Annotated in this window: 21 protein-coding genes; 10 read left to right on the top strand and 11 right to left on the bottom strand. The window is 72.5% G+C overall.

What is annotated here, in order from left to right:
• Positions 1 to 79: 79 nt before the first annotated feature.
• From K3554_RS13270 to rplM, 7 genes are all read right to left on the bottom strand, one after another.
• The gene (locus K3554_RS13270) at positions 80 to 1,201 is read right to left on the bottom strand and encodes an ABC transporter ATP-binding protein (RefSeq protein WP_259941015.1); all 1,122 of its coding nucleotides are present in this window, start codon (positions 1,199 to 1,201) and stop codon (positions 80 to 82) included.
• Positions 1,141 to 1,938: an ABC transporter permease gene (locus K3554_RS13265; protein WP_259941013.1), complete on the bottom strand. Its 798-nt coding sequence runs from the start codon at positions 1,936 to 1,938 to the stop codon at positions 1,141 to 1,143. Before K3554_RS13265 ends, K3554_RS13270 begins: the two co-directional genes overlap by 61 nt.
• The gene (locus tag K3554_RS13260) at positions 1,939 to 2,793 is read right to left on the bottom strand and encodes an ABC transporter permease (RefSeq protein ID WP_259941011.1); all 855 of its coding nucleotides are present in this window, start codon (positions 2,791 to 2,793) and stop codon (positions 1,939 to 1,941) included.
• Positions 2,794 to 2,862: 69 nt separating this feature from the next.
• Positions 2,863 to 3,213 (bottom strand): hypothetical protein, encoded by a 351-nt coding sequence (locus K3554_RS13255; protein WP_259941010.1) that lies wholly within the window; start codon positions 3,211 to 3,213, stop codon positions 2,863 to 2,865.
• Positions 3,214 to 3,301: 88 nt separating this feature from the next.
• Positions 3,302 to 4,111, bottom strand: a complete 810-nt coding sequence (locus K3554_RS13250; RefSeq protein ID WP_259941009.1) for a nucleotidyltransferase domain-containing protein — start codon at positions 4,109 to 4,111, stop codon at positions 3,302 to 3,304.
• 136 nt (positions 4,112 to 4,247) lie between these two features.
• Positions 4,248 to 4,745: a 30S ribosomal protein S9 gene (gene rpsI, locus K3554_RS13245; protein WP_259941008.1), complete on the bottom strand. Its 498-nt coding sequence runs from the start codon at positions 4,743 to 4,745 to the stop codon at positions 4,248 to 4,250.
• A gap of 2 nt (positions 4,746 to 4,747) precedes the next feature.
• Positions 4,748 to 5,206: a 50S ribosomal protein L13 gene (gene rplM, locus K3554_RS13240; RefSeq protein WP_259941007.1), complete on the bottom strand. Its 459-nt coding sequence runs from the start codon at positions 5,204 to 5,206 to the stop codon at positions 4,748 to 4,750.
• 245 nt (positions 5,207 to 5,451) lie between these two features.
• Between rplM and K3554_RS13235 the strand changes: the two genes are divergently transcribed.
• The gene (locus tag K3554_RS13235) at positions 5,452 to 5,778 is read left to right on the top strand and encodes a hypothetical protein (RefSeq protein ID WP_259941006.1); all 327 of its coding nucleotides are present in this window, start codon (positions 5,452 to 5,454) and stop codon (positions 5,776 to 5,778) included.
• A gap of 4 nt (positions 5,779 to 5,782) precedes the next feature.
• Here the strand turns inward: K3554_RS13235 and K3554_RS13230 are convergent, their stop codons facing one another.
• Positions 5,783 to 6,217 (bottom strand): PaaI family thioesterase, encoded by a 435-nt coding sequence (locus K3554_RS13230; protein ID WP_409197318.1) that lies wholly within the window; start codon positions 6,215 to 6,217, stop codon positions 5,783 to 5,785.
• Positions 6,218 to 6,270: 53 nt separating this feature from the next.
• Between K3554_RS13230 and K3554_RS13225 the strand changes: the two genes are divergently transcribed.
• From K3554_RS13225 to K3554_RS13190, 8 genes are all read left to right on the top strand, one after another.
• Entirely contained in the window at positions 6,271 to 7,059 is a 789-nt protein-coding gene (locus K3554_RS13225) for an enoyl-CoA hydratase (protein ID WP_259941005.1), read from the top strand.
• A 21-nt stretch (positions 7,060 to 7,080) separates the two neighbouring features.
• Entirely contained in the window at positions 7,081 to 7,872 is a 792-nt protein-coding gene (gene surE / locus K3554_RS13220; RefSeq protein ID WP_259941004.1) for a 5'/3'-nucleotidase SurE, read from the top strand.
• A 14-nt stretch (positions 7,873 to 7,886) separates the two neighbouring features.
• The gene (locus tag K3554_RS13215) at positions 7,887 to 8,504 is read left to right on the top strand and encodes a protein-L-isoaspartate(D-aspartate) O-methyltransferase (RefSeq protein ID WP_259945955.1); all 618 of its coding nucleotides are present in this window, start codon (positions 7,887 to 7,889) and stop codon (positions 8,502 to 8,504) included.
• Positions 8,505 to 8,538: 34 nt separating this feature from the next.
• On the top strand, positions 8,539 to 9,747 hold the full coding sequence (locus K3554_RS13210; RefSeq protein WP_259941002.1) for a peptidoglycan DD-metalloendopeptidase family protein: 1,209 nt from the start codon (positions 8,539 to 8,541) through the stop codon (positions 9,745 to 9,747).
• A 117-nt stretch (positions 9,748 to 9,864) separates the two neighbouring features.
• Positions 9,865 to 10,116 carry a twin-arginine translocase TatA/TatE family subunit gene (locus K3554_RS13205; protein WP_259941001.1) on the top strand — a complete coding sequence of 84 codons (252 nt, stop codon included), beginning with the start codon at positions 9,865 to 9,867 and terminating at the stop codon, positions 10,114 to 10,116.
• A gap of 1 nt (position 10,117) precedes the next feature.
• On the top strand, positions 10,118 to 10,618 hold the full coding sequence (gene tatB / locus K3554_RS13200; RefSeq protein ID WP_259941000.1) for a Sec-independent protein translocase protein TatB: 501 nt from the start codon (positions 10,118 to 10,120) through the stop codon (positions 10,616 to 10,618).
• On the top strand, positions 10,615 to 11,490 hold the full coding sequence (gene tatC / locus K3554_RS13195; RefSeq protein ID WP_259940998.1) for a twin-arginine translocase subunit TatC: 876 nt from the start codon (positions 10,615 to 10,617) through the stop codon (positions 11,488 to 11,490). Before tatB ends, tatC begins: the two co-directional genes overlap by 4 nt.
• A complete protein-coding gene (locus K3554_RS13190) occupies positions 11,487 to 12,320 on the top strand; it encodes an ATP-binding protein (protein ID WP_259940997.1) in 834 nt (277 codons plus the stop codon). The genes tatC and K3554_RS13190 overlap by 4 nt, the downstream gene beginning before the upstream one ends.
• Positions 12,321 to 12,338: 18 nt before the next feature.
• Here the strand turns inward: K3554_RS13190 and K3554_RS13185 are convergent, their stop codons facing one another.
• A complete protein-coding gene (locus tag K3554_RS13185; RefSeq protein ID WP_259940996.1) occupies positions 12,339 to 12,845 on the bottom strand; it encodes a superoxide dismutase family protein in 507 nt (168 codons plus the stop codon).
• 198 nt (positions 12,846 to 13,043) lie between these two features.
• Positions 13,044 to 13,748 carry a B12-binding domain-containing protein gene (locus tag K3554_RS13180; RefSeq protein WP_259940994.1) on the bottom strand — a complete coding sequence of 235 codons (705 nt, stop codon included), beginning with the start codon at positions 13,746 to 13,748 and terminating at the stop codon, positions 13,044 to 13,046.
• 169 nt (positions 13,749 to 13,917) lie between these two features.
• On the opposite strand from K3554_RS13180, the gene K3554_RS13175 reads away from it, so the two are divergent.
• Positions 13,918 to 14,985, top strand: a complete 1,068-nt coding sequence (locus K3554_RS13175; RefSeq protein WP_259940992.1) for a PA0069 family radical SAM protein — start codon at positions 13,918 to 13,920, stop codon at positions 14,983 to 14,985.
• Between the two features lie 196 nt (positions 14,986 to 15,181).
• Here the strand turns inward: K3554_RS13175 and bmt are convergent, their stop codons facing one another.
• Positions 15,182 to 16,189, bottom strand: coding sequence for a betaine--homocysteine S-methyltransferase (gene bmt / locus K3554_RS13170; protein WP_259940989.1), 1,008 nt, complete (start codon positions 16,187 to 16,189; stop codon positions 15,182 to 15,184).
• Positions 16,190 to 16,276: the final 87 nt, after the last annotated feature.

Raw genomic sequence — 16,276 nt, 5'->3', positions numbered from 1 at the left:
GCAGCCGCCGGCACGAACATTCCCGGCGAAGCACCAACCCCACCCACAGGCCCCGGCGCGAGGCCGGGACGGGGCGCCTTCAGTCGAACAGCACCATCGCCCCCGGCGACCACGCGAGCCGGGCGGGAGCGCCGATCTCCAGCACCTCGCGGCCGTGGACGTTGCGCATCGAGACCCGCACGGGGCGCTCGGCCCCGTTCAGGGCCACGTCGTAGTAGGTCATGTCGCCGTAGTAGACGACCTCGCGGATCGTGCCCCGCGCCTCGTGTCCCCCCGCGTCCTGCCCGCCGAACAGCAGCGTGACCGCCTCGGGCCGGAAGCCCACCGCCGTCCCATTCGAGGCGGCGGCCTCGGCGCCGATCTCCCAGCGCGCCATCGCGCCGAGGCCCGCCGCCTCGACCCGGTCGCCCGTCACGCGGGCATCGAGGAAGTTCATGGTGCCGATGAACTCCGCCACCCGCTGCGAGACGGGCCGGCGGTAGAGCGCCTCGGCCTCGGCCACCTGCGCGATGCGCCCGTCGAACATGACGGCGATGCGGTCCGACATGACCAGCGCCTCCTCCTGGTCGTGGGTGACCAGCACGAAGGTGATGCCGACCTGTCGCTGGAGGCGGATCAGCTCCTCCTGCATCTGCTCGCGCATCTTGCGGTCGAGCGCCGACAGCGGCTCGTCCAGCAGCAGCACCTTCGGGTGCAGCACCAGCGCGCGCGCCAGCGCCACGCGCTGCTTCTGCCCGCCCGAGAGCGCCGTGGCCGAGCGGGCGCCGTAGCCGCCCAGCCCCACCATCTCCAGCGCCTCCTCCACCTGCCGGCGCTTCTCCTCCTTCGAGCCGTCGCGCTTGCGCAGCCCGAACGCCACGTTCCGCGCGACGGTGAGGTGCGGGAAGATCGCGTAGCTCTGGAACACCATGTTGGTGGGCCGCCGGTTGGCGGGCACCCGCGCCATGTCGGCGCCGCCGATGGCGACGGTCCCCTCGGTGAGGTCCTCGAACCCCGCGATCACCCGCAGCAGCGTGGTCTTGCCGCAGCCCGAGGGGCCGAGCAGCGAGAAGAACTCGCCCTCCGCGATGTCGAGATCGACGTTCCGCAGCGCGTGGTAGTCGCCGTAGTGCTTGTCGATGCCGCGCAGCGAGATGAGGCTCACAGGAACCCTCCGTGGTCTTCGGCGCCCGCCCGGCGCAGGCCCCGGCGGCGGTTCCATTCGGCGAGGCTCAGGATCGCCACCGAGGCGATCACCAGAAGCGTGCCCAGCGCCATGATCACGGGCAGCTCCTTGGGGAAGCGCAGCAGCGACCAGATGTAGACGGGCAGGGTGGTCTCGGAGCCGGTGAGGAAGAAGGCGATGATGAACTCGTCGAGCGAGATCGTGAACGAGATCAGGGCGGCGGCCACGATGCCGGGCATCACGAGGGGCAGCGTGATCCGCAGGAAGGTCGAGGCGCGCGTCTCGCCCAGGTCGATGGCGGCTTCCTCGATGGCCGGATCCAGCGCGTGGAACGAGGCGTTCAGGATGGCCACCGCGAAGGGCGTGCAGATCAGCACGTGCGCGGCGATCAGCAGCCACAGCGCCAGCGCGATGTCGAGCACCTGCACGGCGACGATCAGCAGCGCGACCGCCACGATGATCTCGGGCAGAACGATCGGCAGCACGATCAGCCCCAGCATGCCCGCGCGCCCCGGAAAGCGGTAGCGCACGCCCGCGCGCGCCGCCATCAGCCCGAGGATCACCGAGCCGGCGGAAGCGCAGGCCGCCACGATCAGAGAGTTGCCCAGCGCCGACTGCAGCTCGGCCTTGGTCCCGAGGCGCGCGAACCACTCGGTGGTGAACCCGCCCAACGGAAAGGCGATCACGGTGCCGTCGTTGAACGCGAACACCGGCAGCAGCAGGATCGGCGCGTAGAGGAACGCGAGGAACAGCAGCGCGTAGGCCCGCAGCATCTAGCGCGCCCCCCCGAGGCGGCGGCCGAGCCAGAGGACCGCCAGCGCCACCACGGTCACGGCCGCCATCGCCACCACCGCGAGCGCCGAGCCCATGGGCCGGTCGTTGAGCGAGAAGAAGAGCTCGTAGATGAAGTTGGCGATCATCTTGCCCCCCGGACCCCCGACTTGCGCGGGCGTGATGTAGTCGCCCACGGTGGGGATGAACACGATCAGGAGCGCGGCCACCACGCCTGGTGCTGCGAGGGGCAGGGTGACGCGCAGGAAGGTCGTGATCGCGTTCTCGCCGAGGTCGCGCGCGGCCTCCAGCAGCGAGCGGTCGATCCGCTCGAGGGCCACGAAGATCGGCAGGATCGCGAAGGGCGCGAACGCGTGGGAGAGGGTGATGACCACGGCGTTGGCGTTGTAGAGGATGAAGCGCAGCGGCTCGTCGATGAGGCCCAGCCCCTCCAGCGCCGAGTTGATGACGCCGTTGTAGCCCAGCATGACCTTCCACAGGAAGATCCGCAGCAGGTAGCTGGTCCAGAACGGGATCGTGATCAGGAACAGCCAGAGCGGCTTCTTCGACGGGTGCACCCGGAAGCTGACGTAGTAGGCGACCGGAAAGGCCAGCACGACGGTGATCAGCGTGACCGCGCCCGCGATGCCGAGCGAGCGCAGGAGGAGCGTGCGGTAGATCGGCTCGCCGAGGGCCGCGCGGTAGTTCTCCAGCGTGGGCGTGCGGTCGACCGTCAGGTAGTCCTGGCTCCAGAAGCTGAAGACCAGGATCGTCAGCAGCGGCCCGGCGAGCAAGAGCACCGCGTAGAGGAAGGGCACGGAGATCAGCGAGAGCCCGCGGGCGGTGTCCGTCTGCAAAGCGCGCCTCCCCGAGTGCTCCGGCGGGGAGAAGACCGCCTGCGGCGGCGGAGGGCAAGGCCCCCCGCGCTACTCCTCGCGCGCGCGCAGCACCGGCTGGCGGCGGCCCTTGGCCGCGGGCGCGCCGGGCGCCGCCGGGCCGGCGGACGCGGGGCCGCGCGGCGCCTCCGCCCCGCGCGCCTCCAGCGCCCGGCGCATCGCCGCGGTGTCGCGCGCGGTGGCCACCTGCGCGAAGGCGCCCACGGTGAGGGCGATGACCAGCAGGCCTCCCAGCGCCAGCCCGCCGCCGGTGCCCATCAGCACGGGGTCGAAGTCGTAGAAGGTGGTGCCCCGCCAGGCGATCCAGCCGCCGTAGAACAGCACCCCGAATCCGGCGCACAGGACGAGGAACAGGGCGAGGCGGGAGAAGGGCGCGTACATGGGGGATAGGTCGGACAGGGCGTGCCGATATGCAATGACGCGTCGCGGGGTGGGCGGCTCGCCGCGCCCCACGCACGCCGCTGCGGCGTCAGCGCTCCGGCTCGTAGGGGCGCGCGATCCCCGGCGAACGCTCCAGCACCGCCCACGTCGCCGCCTCGAGCCGCTCCGGCCACGCCACCCCCCGCGCGGCGGCGAGGCGGCGGGCGCGGGGTAGATAGGCGCGGGCGAAGGCGAGGTTCGCCGCAACGATCGCCTCGCGCTCCGCAGCGGGCACGGGCAGCGCGGCCACGAGGGCCGTCTGCTCTGCCGTGAGCAGCCGGCCGAGATGCAGCGCCCCGCCGCGGTCGGGCGCCCCGTTCTCCTCGATCAGCAGGTCGATCAGAAGTGTGCGCAGGTGGAACACCCCCGTGACGCCGTTAAGGTACTCCTGCCGGCTCATGGCGAGATGGAGCAGGCCGAGCACGCGGAGGAACTCCTCGAACTGGTAGCGCAGGCGCGCCGGGGGGACCCCCGGCGCGGGCGTGTCCCCCGGGAGGCTGTCGTGGATGTCATCGCGGTCGAGGAGTGGCACGAGACCGGAACGGGGATGGCTGCGCACCTGCTCCGGCGTGAGGATCACCGCGTCGGTGCGCGTCCAGTCCGCGGTGATCGCGTTGACGAGGGCGGGGCGCACCGTGCGGTCGCGCCACAACACGATCTCGCCGGTCCGGGCGACGGCCTCGTGCCACAGCGCGGCGACCGCGTCCGACGGGCCATCGGGCGACACCAGAATGAAGTCGATGTCGCTCCAGGCGTCGGCCCGCCCGTTTCCGTGGCTGCCGCTCAGGAAGAGGGCGCGAACGGCGGGTTGTCCGCGCAGGGCTTCCGCGATGGTCTCGATGACGTCCCCGGCCTTCATGCGCTTCTCCCCCCTCTGGCTGGACGGCCCGCCCCGGATGCTACGCAGCGGGGTTTCTGCGTTCCAGCCCGCGGACGCGTGTAACGCGAAAGGCCCGCCACGGGGGGCGGGCCTTCCTCTGCGTGGGGCCGGGACGTCAGCGCTTCGAGAACTGGAAGCTCTTGCGGGCCTTGGCCTTGCCGTACTTCTTGCGCTCCACCACGCGGCTGTCGCGGGTCAGGAAGCCGGCGGCCTTGAGCGCCGCGCGCAGGCCGGGCTCGTAGAGCTGCAGGGCCTTCGAGACGCCGTGCTTCACCGCGCCGGCCTGGCCCGAGAGGCCGCCGCCCTTGACGGTGGCGGTCACGTCGAACTGCCCCTCGCGGTCGGTGATCTGGAACGGCTGCTTGAGGATCATCTGCAGCACGGGGCGGGCGAAGTAGTCGTCGATGGGCTTGCCGTTGACGGTGACCTTGCCGTTGCCGGGGCGGATCCAGACGCGGGCGACCGCGTCCTTGCGCTTGCCGGTGGCGTAGGAGCGGCCGAGGTCGTCGCGCACGGGCTCGCGCGAGGTCTCCTCGAGCGTGATGCCCTCGCCCTCGCCGGCGGTGCCGACGGCGGCCTGGAGGTCCTCGAGCGAATTGATCTGTTCGGCCATGGTCAGCTCCGGGTGTTCTTCGGGTTCATCGCGGCGACGTCGAGAACCTCGGGGTCCTGGGCATCGTGCGGGTGCTCGGCGCCGGCGTAGACGCGCAGGTTGGTCATCTGCTGGCGGGCGAGCTTGTTGCCGGGCAGCATGCGCTTCACGGCCTGGGTGACCACGCGCTCGGGGTGCTTGCCCTCGAGGATCTGGCCCACGGTGCGCATCTTTATGCCGCCGGGGTGGCCGGTGTGCCAGTAGACGGGCCGGTCGCGGTGCTTGCCGGTCAGCTGCACCTTGTCGGCGTTGATCACGATCACGTTGTCGCCCATGTCCATGGACGGCGTGAACGTGGCCTTGTGCTTGCCCCGGAGCCGGGTGGCGACGATCGACGCGAGGCGACCCAGAACGATGCCCTCGGCGTCGATCAGGATCCACTTCTTGTCGATCGCGTCGGGGGTCATGGTGAAGGTCTTCATGCCTCGCCCTCTCGATTGCGAATGGCCGGTGCGCCCGGCCGCGGATGGGCGGCTTGTAGAGGCCCGCAGCGCAGTGTCAAGCGCGGCCCGTTCGGAACATCGCAGCGAAAACAACGGGTTCCGTAGAAGGTATCAAAATACCCCAACTTTATTTCGCGGTCGCGCTCTCCCGGGGGGAAACCGCGCGGCGGCAGCCCGCGTTTTCCCCGCGCACACACCCACCACATCCTCCGAGAGCCACCGCCATGCAACGCGTCCTCGCCTTCCTCGCCTTCGTTGCCTTCATCACCGCCCCGTTCTTCGCGCCCGCCTTCGCCGACGCCCACGCGCCCGAGATGCTCGAGATGCCGCTCGACTGCTCGGACGCCCCGGGCGGCGCCCAGTGCGCCATCGAGGGCGGCGAGGAGGACGTGACGCTCTACTGCCTCGCCTACGCGCCCGACCCCCTGGAGGGCGACGACGGCGAGCCGATGCCGCTGGCGAATTCCACCGTCAGCTCGGGCGACGGCATGGCCGTCTTCAACACCGTCGAGGCCGAGGCCATCGGCTCGGTGCGCTGCCGGGTCGAGTGACCCCTCAGGGGCGCGGCGGGATCGAGTAGGTCAGCGACGCCCGCGCCACCGGCGCCTCCGTGCCCTCGGAATGGAGGAGGCAGTCCGTGACGGCGAGCGCGCGCCCGAGCTTCAGGATGCGCGTCTCGCACAGGAGGTCCGCTCCCGGGGCGGGCTTTCGCATGAAGTCGATCGAGCAGTTGGTGGTGACCGCCAGGGCCACAGGTCCGATCCGCGACAGGATCGCCAGGTAGGCGCCCACGTCCGCAAGCGCGAACATCGACGGCCCCGACACGGTGCCGCCGGGGCGCAGGTGCCGGTCCCCGACCCGCAGGCGCACCATGACGCCGTCTCCGGTGACGCGGTCCACGGCGAACTCCCCGGCCACCTGCGGGAAGTGCTCGTGCAGGAAGCCCTCCAGCGCCGCCTCGTCCATTCCGTCCGCCCGCGCGTCTTTCATCGTTGCGTCCCTCCCCGCCGCGCCGCACCGTAGCCGAGGGAAGGAGCCGCGCAATGCCCCAGCTTGTCGACGTCGCGTCCGAGGGCGCGGTCACCACCATCACCCTGGACGACCCGGACCGCCTGAACGCCCTCGGCACGCCGATGCTCGAGGCGCTGGGCGGGGCCCTCGCCGAGGCCGCCGCCTCGGACGCCCGCGTCGTCGTGCTGGCCGCCCGCGGCCGCGCCTTCTGCGCCGGACACGACCTGCGCGAGCTACAGGCCATGCGGCAGGCCGAGGACGGGGGCAGGGCGGCCCACGAGGCCCTGTTCGACCGCTGCGCCGGGGTGATGCGCGCCATTCGCGAGGCGCCGCAGCCCGTGATCGCGCAAGTCCACGGCATGGCCACCGCCGCCGGCTGCCAGCTCGTGGCCACCTGCGACATGGCGGTCGCCTCCGAGGCGGCGCGCTTCGGCGTGAACGGCGTGGACCTCGGGCTGTTCTGCTCGACGCCCATGGTGGCGCTCACCCGCAACCTCGGCCGGAAGCGCGCCTTCGAGCTGCTCGCCACGGGCCGCTTCATGGATGCCGGCGAGGCCGAGGCGGCGGGCCTCGTGAACCACGTCGTGTCCGCGGACGCGCTGGAGGCGGAGACCCGCGCACTGGCCGAGCAGGTCGCCTCCAAACTTCCGGCAGCAGTGCGCATCGGAAAGGGCGCCTTCCACGCCCAGGCCGAGCGCCCCGTGGCGGAGGCCTACGCGCTCGCCCGCGACGCCATCGTCGCGAACCTCCAGGATCCCGACACGGCGGAAGGGATACAGGCGTTCCTCGAAAAGCGGCCCCCCGGCTGGACGCGCCCCTGAGGCGCCGATAGCACCGCGGCCATGCGCATCCTCATCACCAACGACGACGGCATCGGCGCCCCCGGGCTGGCCGTGCTCGACCGGATCGCTCGCACCGTCGCGGGCGAGGGCGGCGAGGTCTGGACCGTGGCGCCGGCCTTCGAGCAGTCCGGCGTCGGCCACTGCATCAACTACGTGAAGCCCTCGATGCTCTCGGTGATCGGTGAGCGCCGCGTCGCCGTCGAGGGCTCGCCGGCCGACTGCGTGCTGGCCGGCCTCGGCGCGATCGTCGAGGGCCCCGTGGACCTCGTGCTGTCGGGCGTGAACCGGGGCAACAACGCGGGCGAGAACACGCTCTACTCGGGCACCATCGGCGGGGCGATGGAGGCCGCGCTGCAGGGCGTGCCGGCCATCGCGCTGTCGCAGTTCTACGGCCCCGGCAACCGCGACCTCGACGACCCGTTCGAGAGCGCCGCGGCCCACGGCGCCGCCCTCGTGCGCCGCCTCGTCGACCACGCGCCCTGGGGCGGCGAGGGCTACAAGCTGTTCTACAACGTCAACTTCCCGCCCGTGGACGCGGCCTCGACGCGCGGCGCGCAGGCCGCCTCGCAGGGCTACCGCGGCGACGGGCGCATGGGCGTCCACCCCCAGACCGCACCCTCGGGCCGCCGCTACCTCTGGATCGCCGGCTCCGCGCAGGCCGAGCGCACGGGGGCGGGCACGGACGTCGAGGCCAACGTCGACGGCTGGATCTCGGTGACCCCGATGCGCGCCGACCTCACCGACCATGATGCCCTCGGCGCCCTGCGCGGCGTGCTGGATGCGCCTGCGTGACGCCCGAGGACACGATGCGCGTGATCTACGCCCTGCGCTCGCGGGGCGTCACGGACGCGCGCGTGCTCGAGGTGTTCGAGGGCGTCGACCGCCGCGAGTTCGTCTCCGACACCTTCGCGGAGCGCGCCTACGACGACGTGCCCCTGCCGATCGCCTCGGGCCAGACCACCTCGCAGCCCTCGCTGGTGGGGCTGATGATCCAGAGCCTCGGCATCGGCCCGCGCCACAAGGTGCTGGAGGTCGGCACCGGCACCGGCTTCGCCGCCGCGATCCTCTCGCGGCTCGCGCGAAGGGTCTACACCCTGGAGCGGCACCCCGGCCTCGCCCGCACGGCGCGCGCCAACCTCGAGCGCCTCGGCATCACCAACGTCACCGTGATCGCGGGCGACGGTACGCGCGGTCTGCCCGAGCAGGCGCCCTTCGACCGCGTCCTCGTGGCCGCAGCTGCCGAGGACCCGCCCGGCCCCTTGTTGAGCCAACTGCGCGAGGGGGGTAGCATGGTGCTGCCCGTGGGCGTGTCGGACAGCGTGCAGACCCTGATCAAGGTCTCGCGCACGCCCCACGGGCAGGACTACGAGGAACTGATGCCGGTGCGCTTCGTGCCGCTGGTCGAAGGGGTGGAACAGGACTGAAGGGCCTGGCACCCGAAGAGGGCAGGAGGGCCGCATGGCCAAAGCGAAGACGGCGCCGCTCGCGGCGATGGTGGCGGCGTTCGCGCTCGCGGGATGCGAGGGCTTCAACCCCGGCACCTTCGACGTGGACGTGCGCGGCAACGCCCCCGGCGGGCTCGACACCTCGGGCGCGGCGCGCCAGGCCCCGGCCGAGCGGCCCGAGCCCGACGCGCGCGGGCTCATCACCTATCCCAACTACCAGGTCGCCGTGGCCCGGCGCGGCGACACCGTGGCCGACGTCGCCGCGCGCATCGGCCTCGCCGCCGGCGAGGTGGCGCGCTTCAACGGCCTCGCCCCCGACGCCGCCCTGAACGCGGGCGCCGTGCTCGCCCTGCCGGCCCGCGTGGTCGCCACCGGCACCGCCGCCGCACCCGGCGCCGCCGCGGCGCGCCCCGACATCGCCAGCGTCGCCGGCGCCGCGATCGAGCGCGCGGGCACTGCCGCCACGCCCGCCGCCGCGCGCACCCGCCCCGTCGCGGTGCAGGGTGGGGCGGAGCCCGTGCGCCACCGCGTGGCCCGCGGCGAGACCGCCTTCTCGATCGCCCGCCTCTACGGCGTGACGCCCTCCGCCCTGGCCGAGTGGAACGGCCTCGGCGCCGACCTCGCCGTGCGCGAGGAGCAGATCCTGCTGATCCCGCTGGTGATCGGCGAGAACGGCGCCGAGGTGGTGGCCGAGCCGGCCGTCGCCATCGACCTCGCCCCGCCGCCCTCGGCCGCCACCGCGCTGCCCGAGGTGGTCGAGGCCGAGCCGCTGCCCGCCAGCCCCAACCTCAACGACAGCCGCACCGAGGTCTCCGCAGGCGTGGCCGCCGCCGCGCCCGCCGCGGCTCCCGTCTCGGAGGCCCCCACCGCGGGCGGCCTGCGGCTGCGCCCGCCCGTGCAGGGCCAGCCGCGCGAGCCGTTCTCGGCGCGCAGCGGGGGCCTCGACTTCCTGGCCCCGCGCGGCGCCCCCGTGCGGGCGGCGGCCGAAGGCACCGTGGCCGCGATCACCCGCGACACCGACCAGGTGCCGATCCTGATCCTGCGCCACGCGGGCGGCTTCCTCACGGTCTACGCCAACATCGCCGAGATCCGCGTCGCCAAGGGCGACTCGGTGCGCCAGGGCCAGCGCATCGCCTCCGTCGGCGGGGGCTCGCCGTCGTTCCTCCACTTCGAGCTGCGCAAGGGCCTCGACGCGGTGGACCCCACCAAGATGCTGCGCTGACCGAGCGGGGACGGGGGGGGTGGGCACGGCGAAATGATCGCGCGCCACTTCCGTCCCACCCTTCGAGGGCGTAAGTAGCCGGTCGGGCCCCGCGCGGGGCCGCCGAGGGAGAGAGACATGCTGAACAACATCGGCCTGCCGGGCCTGCTTCTCATCGCCGTGGTCGTGCTCGTGCTGTTCGGGCGCGGCAAGATCTCGTCGCTCATGGGCGAGGTCGGCAAGGGCATCACCGCGTTCAAGCGCGGCGTGAAGGACGGCTCCGAGGACGAGGCGGAGACGCCGCGCTCCGTGCCCCACGACGCGGACGCCCGCGCCGACGGCACCGCCGCGCGCGACGTGACCCCCGAGGCGGACCGGGAAAAGGTCTGAGGTGTTCGACCTCGGCTGGAGCGAGCTGCTCGTGATCGGCGTGGTGGCGCTGATCGTGGTGGGTCCCAAGGACCTGCCCGTGATGTTCCGCCGCCTCGGCGAGTTCACGGGCAAGGCGCGGCGCATGGCGCGCGAGTTCCAGACCGCCATGAACGACGCCGCCCGCGACAGCGGCGTCGGCGACGTCACCAAGGACCTCCACAAGATCGCCAACCCCAAGAAGTTCGGCATCGACGCCGTGCGCGAGGCGGCGGGCGACCTGAAGGCCTGGTCGCCCGACGAGTCCACCGGTCCCGCCACCCGCGCCCTGAGCGAGGAGCGGGCCGAGGCCAAGCGCAAGATCTCCGAGGCCACCGCCGCGCGTGCCGAGGCCCGCCGCGCCGCCCAGGCGGCCGAGCTGTCCGAGGAGCCGGGCCTGCGCCCCGACCCCGAGGCGCCCGCGCCCGCCGACCCCGTGGCCGCCGCCGAGCCCAAGCCCGAGCACGAGGCGCCCAAGGCATGAGCGCCGACGACGACGAGCGCTACATCGAGTCGAGCGCCGCGCCCCTGATCGAGCACCTCGCCGAGCTGCGCACCCGGCTGATCCGCTCCGTGATCGCCTTCATCGTGGCGATGGTGCTCTGCTTCACCGTGGCCGAGCCGATCCTGAACTTCCTGGCCGAGCCCATCGCCGAGGTGCTGCGCGCCCGCGGCGAGAACCCCCAGCTCATCTTCACCGCCCCGCAGGAGAAGTTCTTCGTCCTGATCCGGATCTCGGTGATCTTCGGCCTCGGCCTATCGTTCCCCGTCATCGCCCACCAGCTCTGGCGCTTCATCGCGCCCGGCCTCTACCGCAACGAGCAGCGCGCCTTCCTGCCCTTCATCCTCGCCTCCCCGGCGCTGTTCCTCCTGGGCGCGGCCTTCGCGCACTACGTGGTCACGCCGCTGGCGATGAACTTCTTCATCGGCTTCTCGGACGCCATCCCCGCGCTCGTGAACATCCTGTCGGGCGTGGAGCCGGACACCGTGGCCGTGGTCGCGGACGACGAGATCCGCACCATCTTCCTCGGCTCCGTGCGCGAGAGCCTCGACCTGTCGCTCAAGTTCATCATGGCCTTCGGCCTGTGCTTCCAGCTTCCCGTGCTCCTGACGCTGATGGGCCTCGCCGGCCTCGTCTCGGCGGAAGGTCTGGGCAACGTGCGCAAGTACGCGGTGGTCGCGATCCTGGTGCTCGCCGCGCTGGTCACGCCGCCCGACGTCATCACGCAGGTGATCCTCTTCGTGGTGGTCTACGGCCTCTACGAGCTGTCGATCCAGCTCGTGCGCATCGTGGAGCACCGCCGCACCGCGCGCCTGCGCGCCGAGGGCGTGCTGGACGAGGACGAGACCCTTTGAGCGGCGACCCGCTGGAGCGCATCGCCGCCGCCCTCGAACGCCTCGCCCCCGGCCCGGCCGCGGCGCCCGACTGGGACGCCGCCTCGGCCTTCGTCTGGGACGCCCATCCCGACGCGCTGCACCCGGTCCCCGAGGTCAGCCGCGTGCCCCTCGGCCTCCTCGTCGGCATCGACCGCCAGCGCGACACGCTGCTCGCCAACACCCGCCGCTTCGCCGAGGGCCTGCCCGCCAACAACGCGCTCCTGTGGGGCGCGCGGGGCATGGGCAAGTCGAGCCTCGTGAAGGCCGTCCATGCGGAGCTGGAGGCGACGGGCCTCAAGCTGGTGGAGCTGCAGCGCGAGGACATCGGCACCGTGGGCCGCCTGCTCGCGCTTCTGCGCGGCGCCCCGCACCGCTTCGTGCTCTACTGCGACGACCTGAGCTTCAGCCACGACGATGCGGCCTACAAGTCGCTCAAGGCGGTGCTGGACGGCGGCGCGACGGGGCGCCCTGCGAACGTGGTCTTCTACGCCACCTCGAACCGGCGCCACCTGATGCCGCGCGACATGATCGAGAACGAGCGCGGCTCGGCGATCAACCCGGCCGAGGCGGTCGAGGAGAAGGTCTCGCTGTCGGACCGCTTCGGCCTCTGGCTGGGCTTCCACGCCTGCGACCAGGACGGCTACCTCGCCATGATCCGCGGCTACTGCGCGGCCCACGGGCTGGACGTCGACGACGCCGCCCTGCGCGCCGAGGCGATCGAGTGGCAGGCCACGCGCGGCGCCCGGTCGGGCCGCGTGGCCTGGCAATTCTTCACCGACCTCGCGGGCCGGCACGGGGTGCGGATCTGAGCCCGCACCCCGCCGGGGTCACATCGGCTGGTTGTTGAGCACCGCGCAGGCCACGCGGTCGCCCGACTCGCCGCCGGGCTGCGACTCGTAGTCGTCGGCGCCAGCGTGGATGATGAGCGCCGCGCCGTCGGCGTCCTCGAGGTGCTCCTCCACGGAGATGCGGCTGTTGAAGGCCTCCATCTGCAGGACGCCCTCCTCGGTCACGAAGGCGTTGGGCAGGTCGCCCGGGTGGGGGCCGCCCTCGACCAGGCCGTGGTTGGCGTCGCCGGCGATGTGGCCGCCCGCGGAGCTGAAGTCGCCGGTGCACTCGCCGACCTCGTGCAGGTGCACGCCGTGGGCGCCGGGCTCGACCTCGGTGGCCTGCACGTTCACGCGCACGATGCCCGAGGCGGTCTCGAACACCGAGACCGAGCCGATGATCTCGCCGGCGGCGTTCTGGATGTCGCCCGTGACGCGCGGGCCGACATGGGCGTCCGCGAAGGCGGGCGAGGCGAGAACGAGGAGGGCGAGGGTGGTACGGATCATGGGGGTCACTCCGGAAGCTGTTTGCTCGCCGTAACTTAGCGCGCGCCGTCGGAGGAAAAGGGCAGGGGAGGAACGGCGCCGGACCTCGGCGCGACCTCTACTCCTCACTTTGCCGAAAATACCTTGGGGGGTCCGCAGGCGGATCGGTCCAGTGGACCGATCCGCCTGCGGACGGGCAAAGCCCCCGGTCCTATCGCCTCACCCCTGCGCCGCCATCCGGTTGTGCTTGCGCGCCATCCACTCCTTGGCGGTCTCCACCGCCACGGCGGCGTCCCGGCAGTAGGCGTCGGCGCCGATCGCCTTGCCGAACTCCTCGTTCAGCGGCGCGCCGCCCACGAGCACGATGTAGTCGTCGCGGATGCCCCGCTCGACCAGCGTGTCGATCACGACCTTCATGTAGGGCATGGTCGTCGTCAGCAGCGCCGACATGCCCAGGATGTCGGCCCCCTCGCTCTCCAGCGCATCGAGGTACTTCTCGACCGCGTTGTTGATGCCGAGGTCCACCACCTCGAAGCCGGCGCCCTCCATCATCATGCCCACGAGGTTCTTGCCGATGTCGTGGATGTCGCCCTTCACGGTGCCGATCACCATCTTGCCCATGCGCGGCGCGCCGGTCTCGGCGAGCAGGGGCTTCAGGATCGCCATGCCGCCCTTCATGGCGTTGGCCGCCAGCAGCACCTCGGGCACGAACAGGATCCCGTCGCGGAAGTCGTCGCCCACGATCTTCATGCCGCCCACCAGCGCCTCGGTCAGCACGCGGTAAGGCTCCCAACCGCGGCCGAGGAGGATGTTGGTGCCCTCCTCGATCTCCTCTTTCAGGCCGTCGTAGAGGTCGTCGAACATCTGCGCGACGAGCTCCTCGTCGTCGAGTTCGCTCAGGACGATGTCCTCGTCGTCGGCCATGGGAGTCCCTCCGTCGTTTCCGCGCTTGTGACGTGCCCTCCGGGGAACGTCAGGACGGAAAACGACTCCGGCCCCCTTTCGCGCGACGAATTGCCGGGGCGCTTGCGCACGAATCGCTAATGTTCTATTTATGTTCTCCACGGGGCGAGACCCGCAAGGGGAGCAGATCATGGGACAGGCCGTCCGCAGCTTCGAGACGTCGGCGCCGGTGCAGGCGCGCGGCGCGGCGTCGAATCGCGCCGGCCGCTTCGAGCCCTACGAGATCGAGTCCGACGCGCCCCCGCCCGCCCGCGTGCCCACCGAGGTGCGCGACGAGGCGGTGCGCCGGATCGTCAGCACGAACCGCTCGCCCGACCTCGGCTTCGAGCAGTCGATCAACCCCTACCGGGGCTGCGAGCACGGCTGCGTCTACTGCTACGCCCGGCCCTCCCACGCCTTCCTCGGCCTCTCGCCGGGCCTCGACTTCGAGACCCGCATCACCGCCAAGCCGAACGCCGCCGCGGCCCTGCGCGCCGAGCTGTCGCGCAAGGGCTACGTGCCGAAGCTGATCGCCCTGGGCGCCAACACCGACCCCTACCAGCCGGTGGAGCGGGACCGCCGCATCACCCGCGGGCTGCTCGAGGTGCTGCGCGACTTCCGCCACCCCGTCGCCATCACCACAAAGGGCGTGATGGTCGAGCGCGACGCCGACGTGCTGGGCGAGATGGGCCCCGAGCTGGCGCGCGTCGGGCTATCGGTCACCACGCTCGACGACGCGCTCGCCCGCCGGCTGGAGCCGCGCGTGCCCGCGCCGTCCCGCCGCCTCGCCGCGATCGAACGGCTGGCCGAGCGGGGCGTCGACGTGCGCGTGATGATCTCGCCCGTCATCCCCGGCCTCACCGACCACGAGGTCGAGCGCATCGTGCGCGCGGCCTCGGACGCGGGTGCCAAGGCGGCCAGCATGATCCCGCTGCGCCTGCCGCGCGAGGTGGCGCCGCTGTTCGAGGAGTGGCTGCGCGCCCACGTGCCGGGCGAGGCGCGCAAGGTGCTGAACCGCATCCGCCAGTTCCACGACGGCAAGCTCTACGACGCGGGCTTCGGGCGGCGCATGCGCGGGACGGGGGCCCACGCCGACCTCCTCCAGCAGCGCTTCCGCCGCGCCTGCGAGGCCGAGGGCCTGGCCCAGCGCCTGCCTTCCTTGCGCTGCGACCTCTTCGAGGTGCCGCCCGCCCCGGGCGCGCAGCTCGCCCTGTTCTAGGAACACCCGCCGCGCGACGCGCGGAGGGTGCGGAGGGCCGCCCCGTGTCCTGCCCGGCACGGGGCGGCCGGACGGGGAGGCGCCGACCCGCCCCGGACCTGCTCCGGGGCCTCTGATTGCGATTTGCGCTACCATTGCGGAGCGAAGCGCTGACGGAGCGCGGAGCCCCCGGCGCAAGGCCGGCGCGCGCAGCCCCCTACGCCCCGCGCCGCCGTCCCCGCCGCACCCGCTCCGGCCCGGGCGCGCCCGTCCCGTCGCTCTCCGACGAGAACCCGCCCAGCGTTTCCTTCACCGTCTCCAGCGTCGGCGCCGCGCCGCGGGGCCGCGTCTCCAGCGCCTCGCGCATGGCGGCGAGGTGCGGCGGCGTGGTGCCGCAGCAGCCGCCGATGATCGTGGCGCCCGCGTCGCGCGCGAGCACCGCGTACTCGGCCATCAGCGCGGGCGTCCCGTCGTAGCGAATGTGCCCCTCGTGGTACTTCGGGATGCCCGCGTTGCCCTTCGCGATCAGCGGTCGGGTACCTTGCGGCATCGCCAGCACCGTGCGCACGAGGTCCGACGCCCCCACGCCGCAGTTCGCCCCGAACGCCACCGGCGCGTGCGCGAGCTTGCCCACGATCCGCGCCATCTCCGGCGCCGTGGTCCCCATCATGGTCCGCCCCGCGGTGTCGAAGCTCATGGTCACGCACCAGGGCATGTCCGCCAGTGCGGCCGCCTCGGCCGCGGCCCGCAGCTCCTCGGGCGCGGAGATGGTCTCGACCCACAGCACGTCGGCGCCGCCCGCCTTCAGCCCCTCGGCCTGCTCGTGGAAGATCTCCACGGCGGTCTCGTGGGTGAGGGGGCCCATGGGCGCCATGATCTCGCCCGTCGGCCCCATCGATCCGGCCACCACGACGGTGCGCCCGGCCGCATCGGCCACCTCGCGTCCGATCTCCGCGCCCAGCCGCGCCAGCTCGCCCGCGCGGTGGCCCGCGTCGTGCAGCTTCAGCCGCGCGCGGTTGGCGCCGAAGGTGTTGGTGAGGAAGATGTCCGAGCCGGCCTCGACGGGGCCGCGGTAGAGCGTGCGGATCGCCGCGACGTTGGTCTCGTTCCACAGCTCGGGCGCGTCGCCCGATTCGAGGCCGGCGTTGAACAGGTTGGTGCCCGTGGCACCGTCCGCGAGCAGCCAGTCGCGGGCCTCGAGGAGGCGGGAAAGGGCGTCGGTCATGGGCACTCCGGGGGGCGGGGGTAGGGCGCCGTCCCTACACCCGCCGGCCGCGGGGGCCAATCGCGCCGCGCGCATCATCGTCATGAG

The organism is Jannaschia sp. W003, assembly GCF_025144335.1.
GTDB lineage: Bacteria > Pseudomonadota > Alphaproteobacteria > Rhodobacterales > Rhodobacteraceae > Jannaschia.
This window is presented reverse-complemented; position numbering and strand designations above follow the sequence as displayed.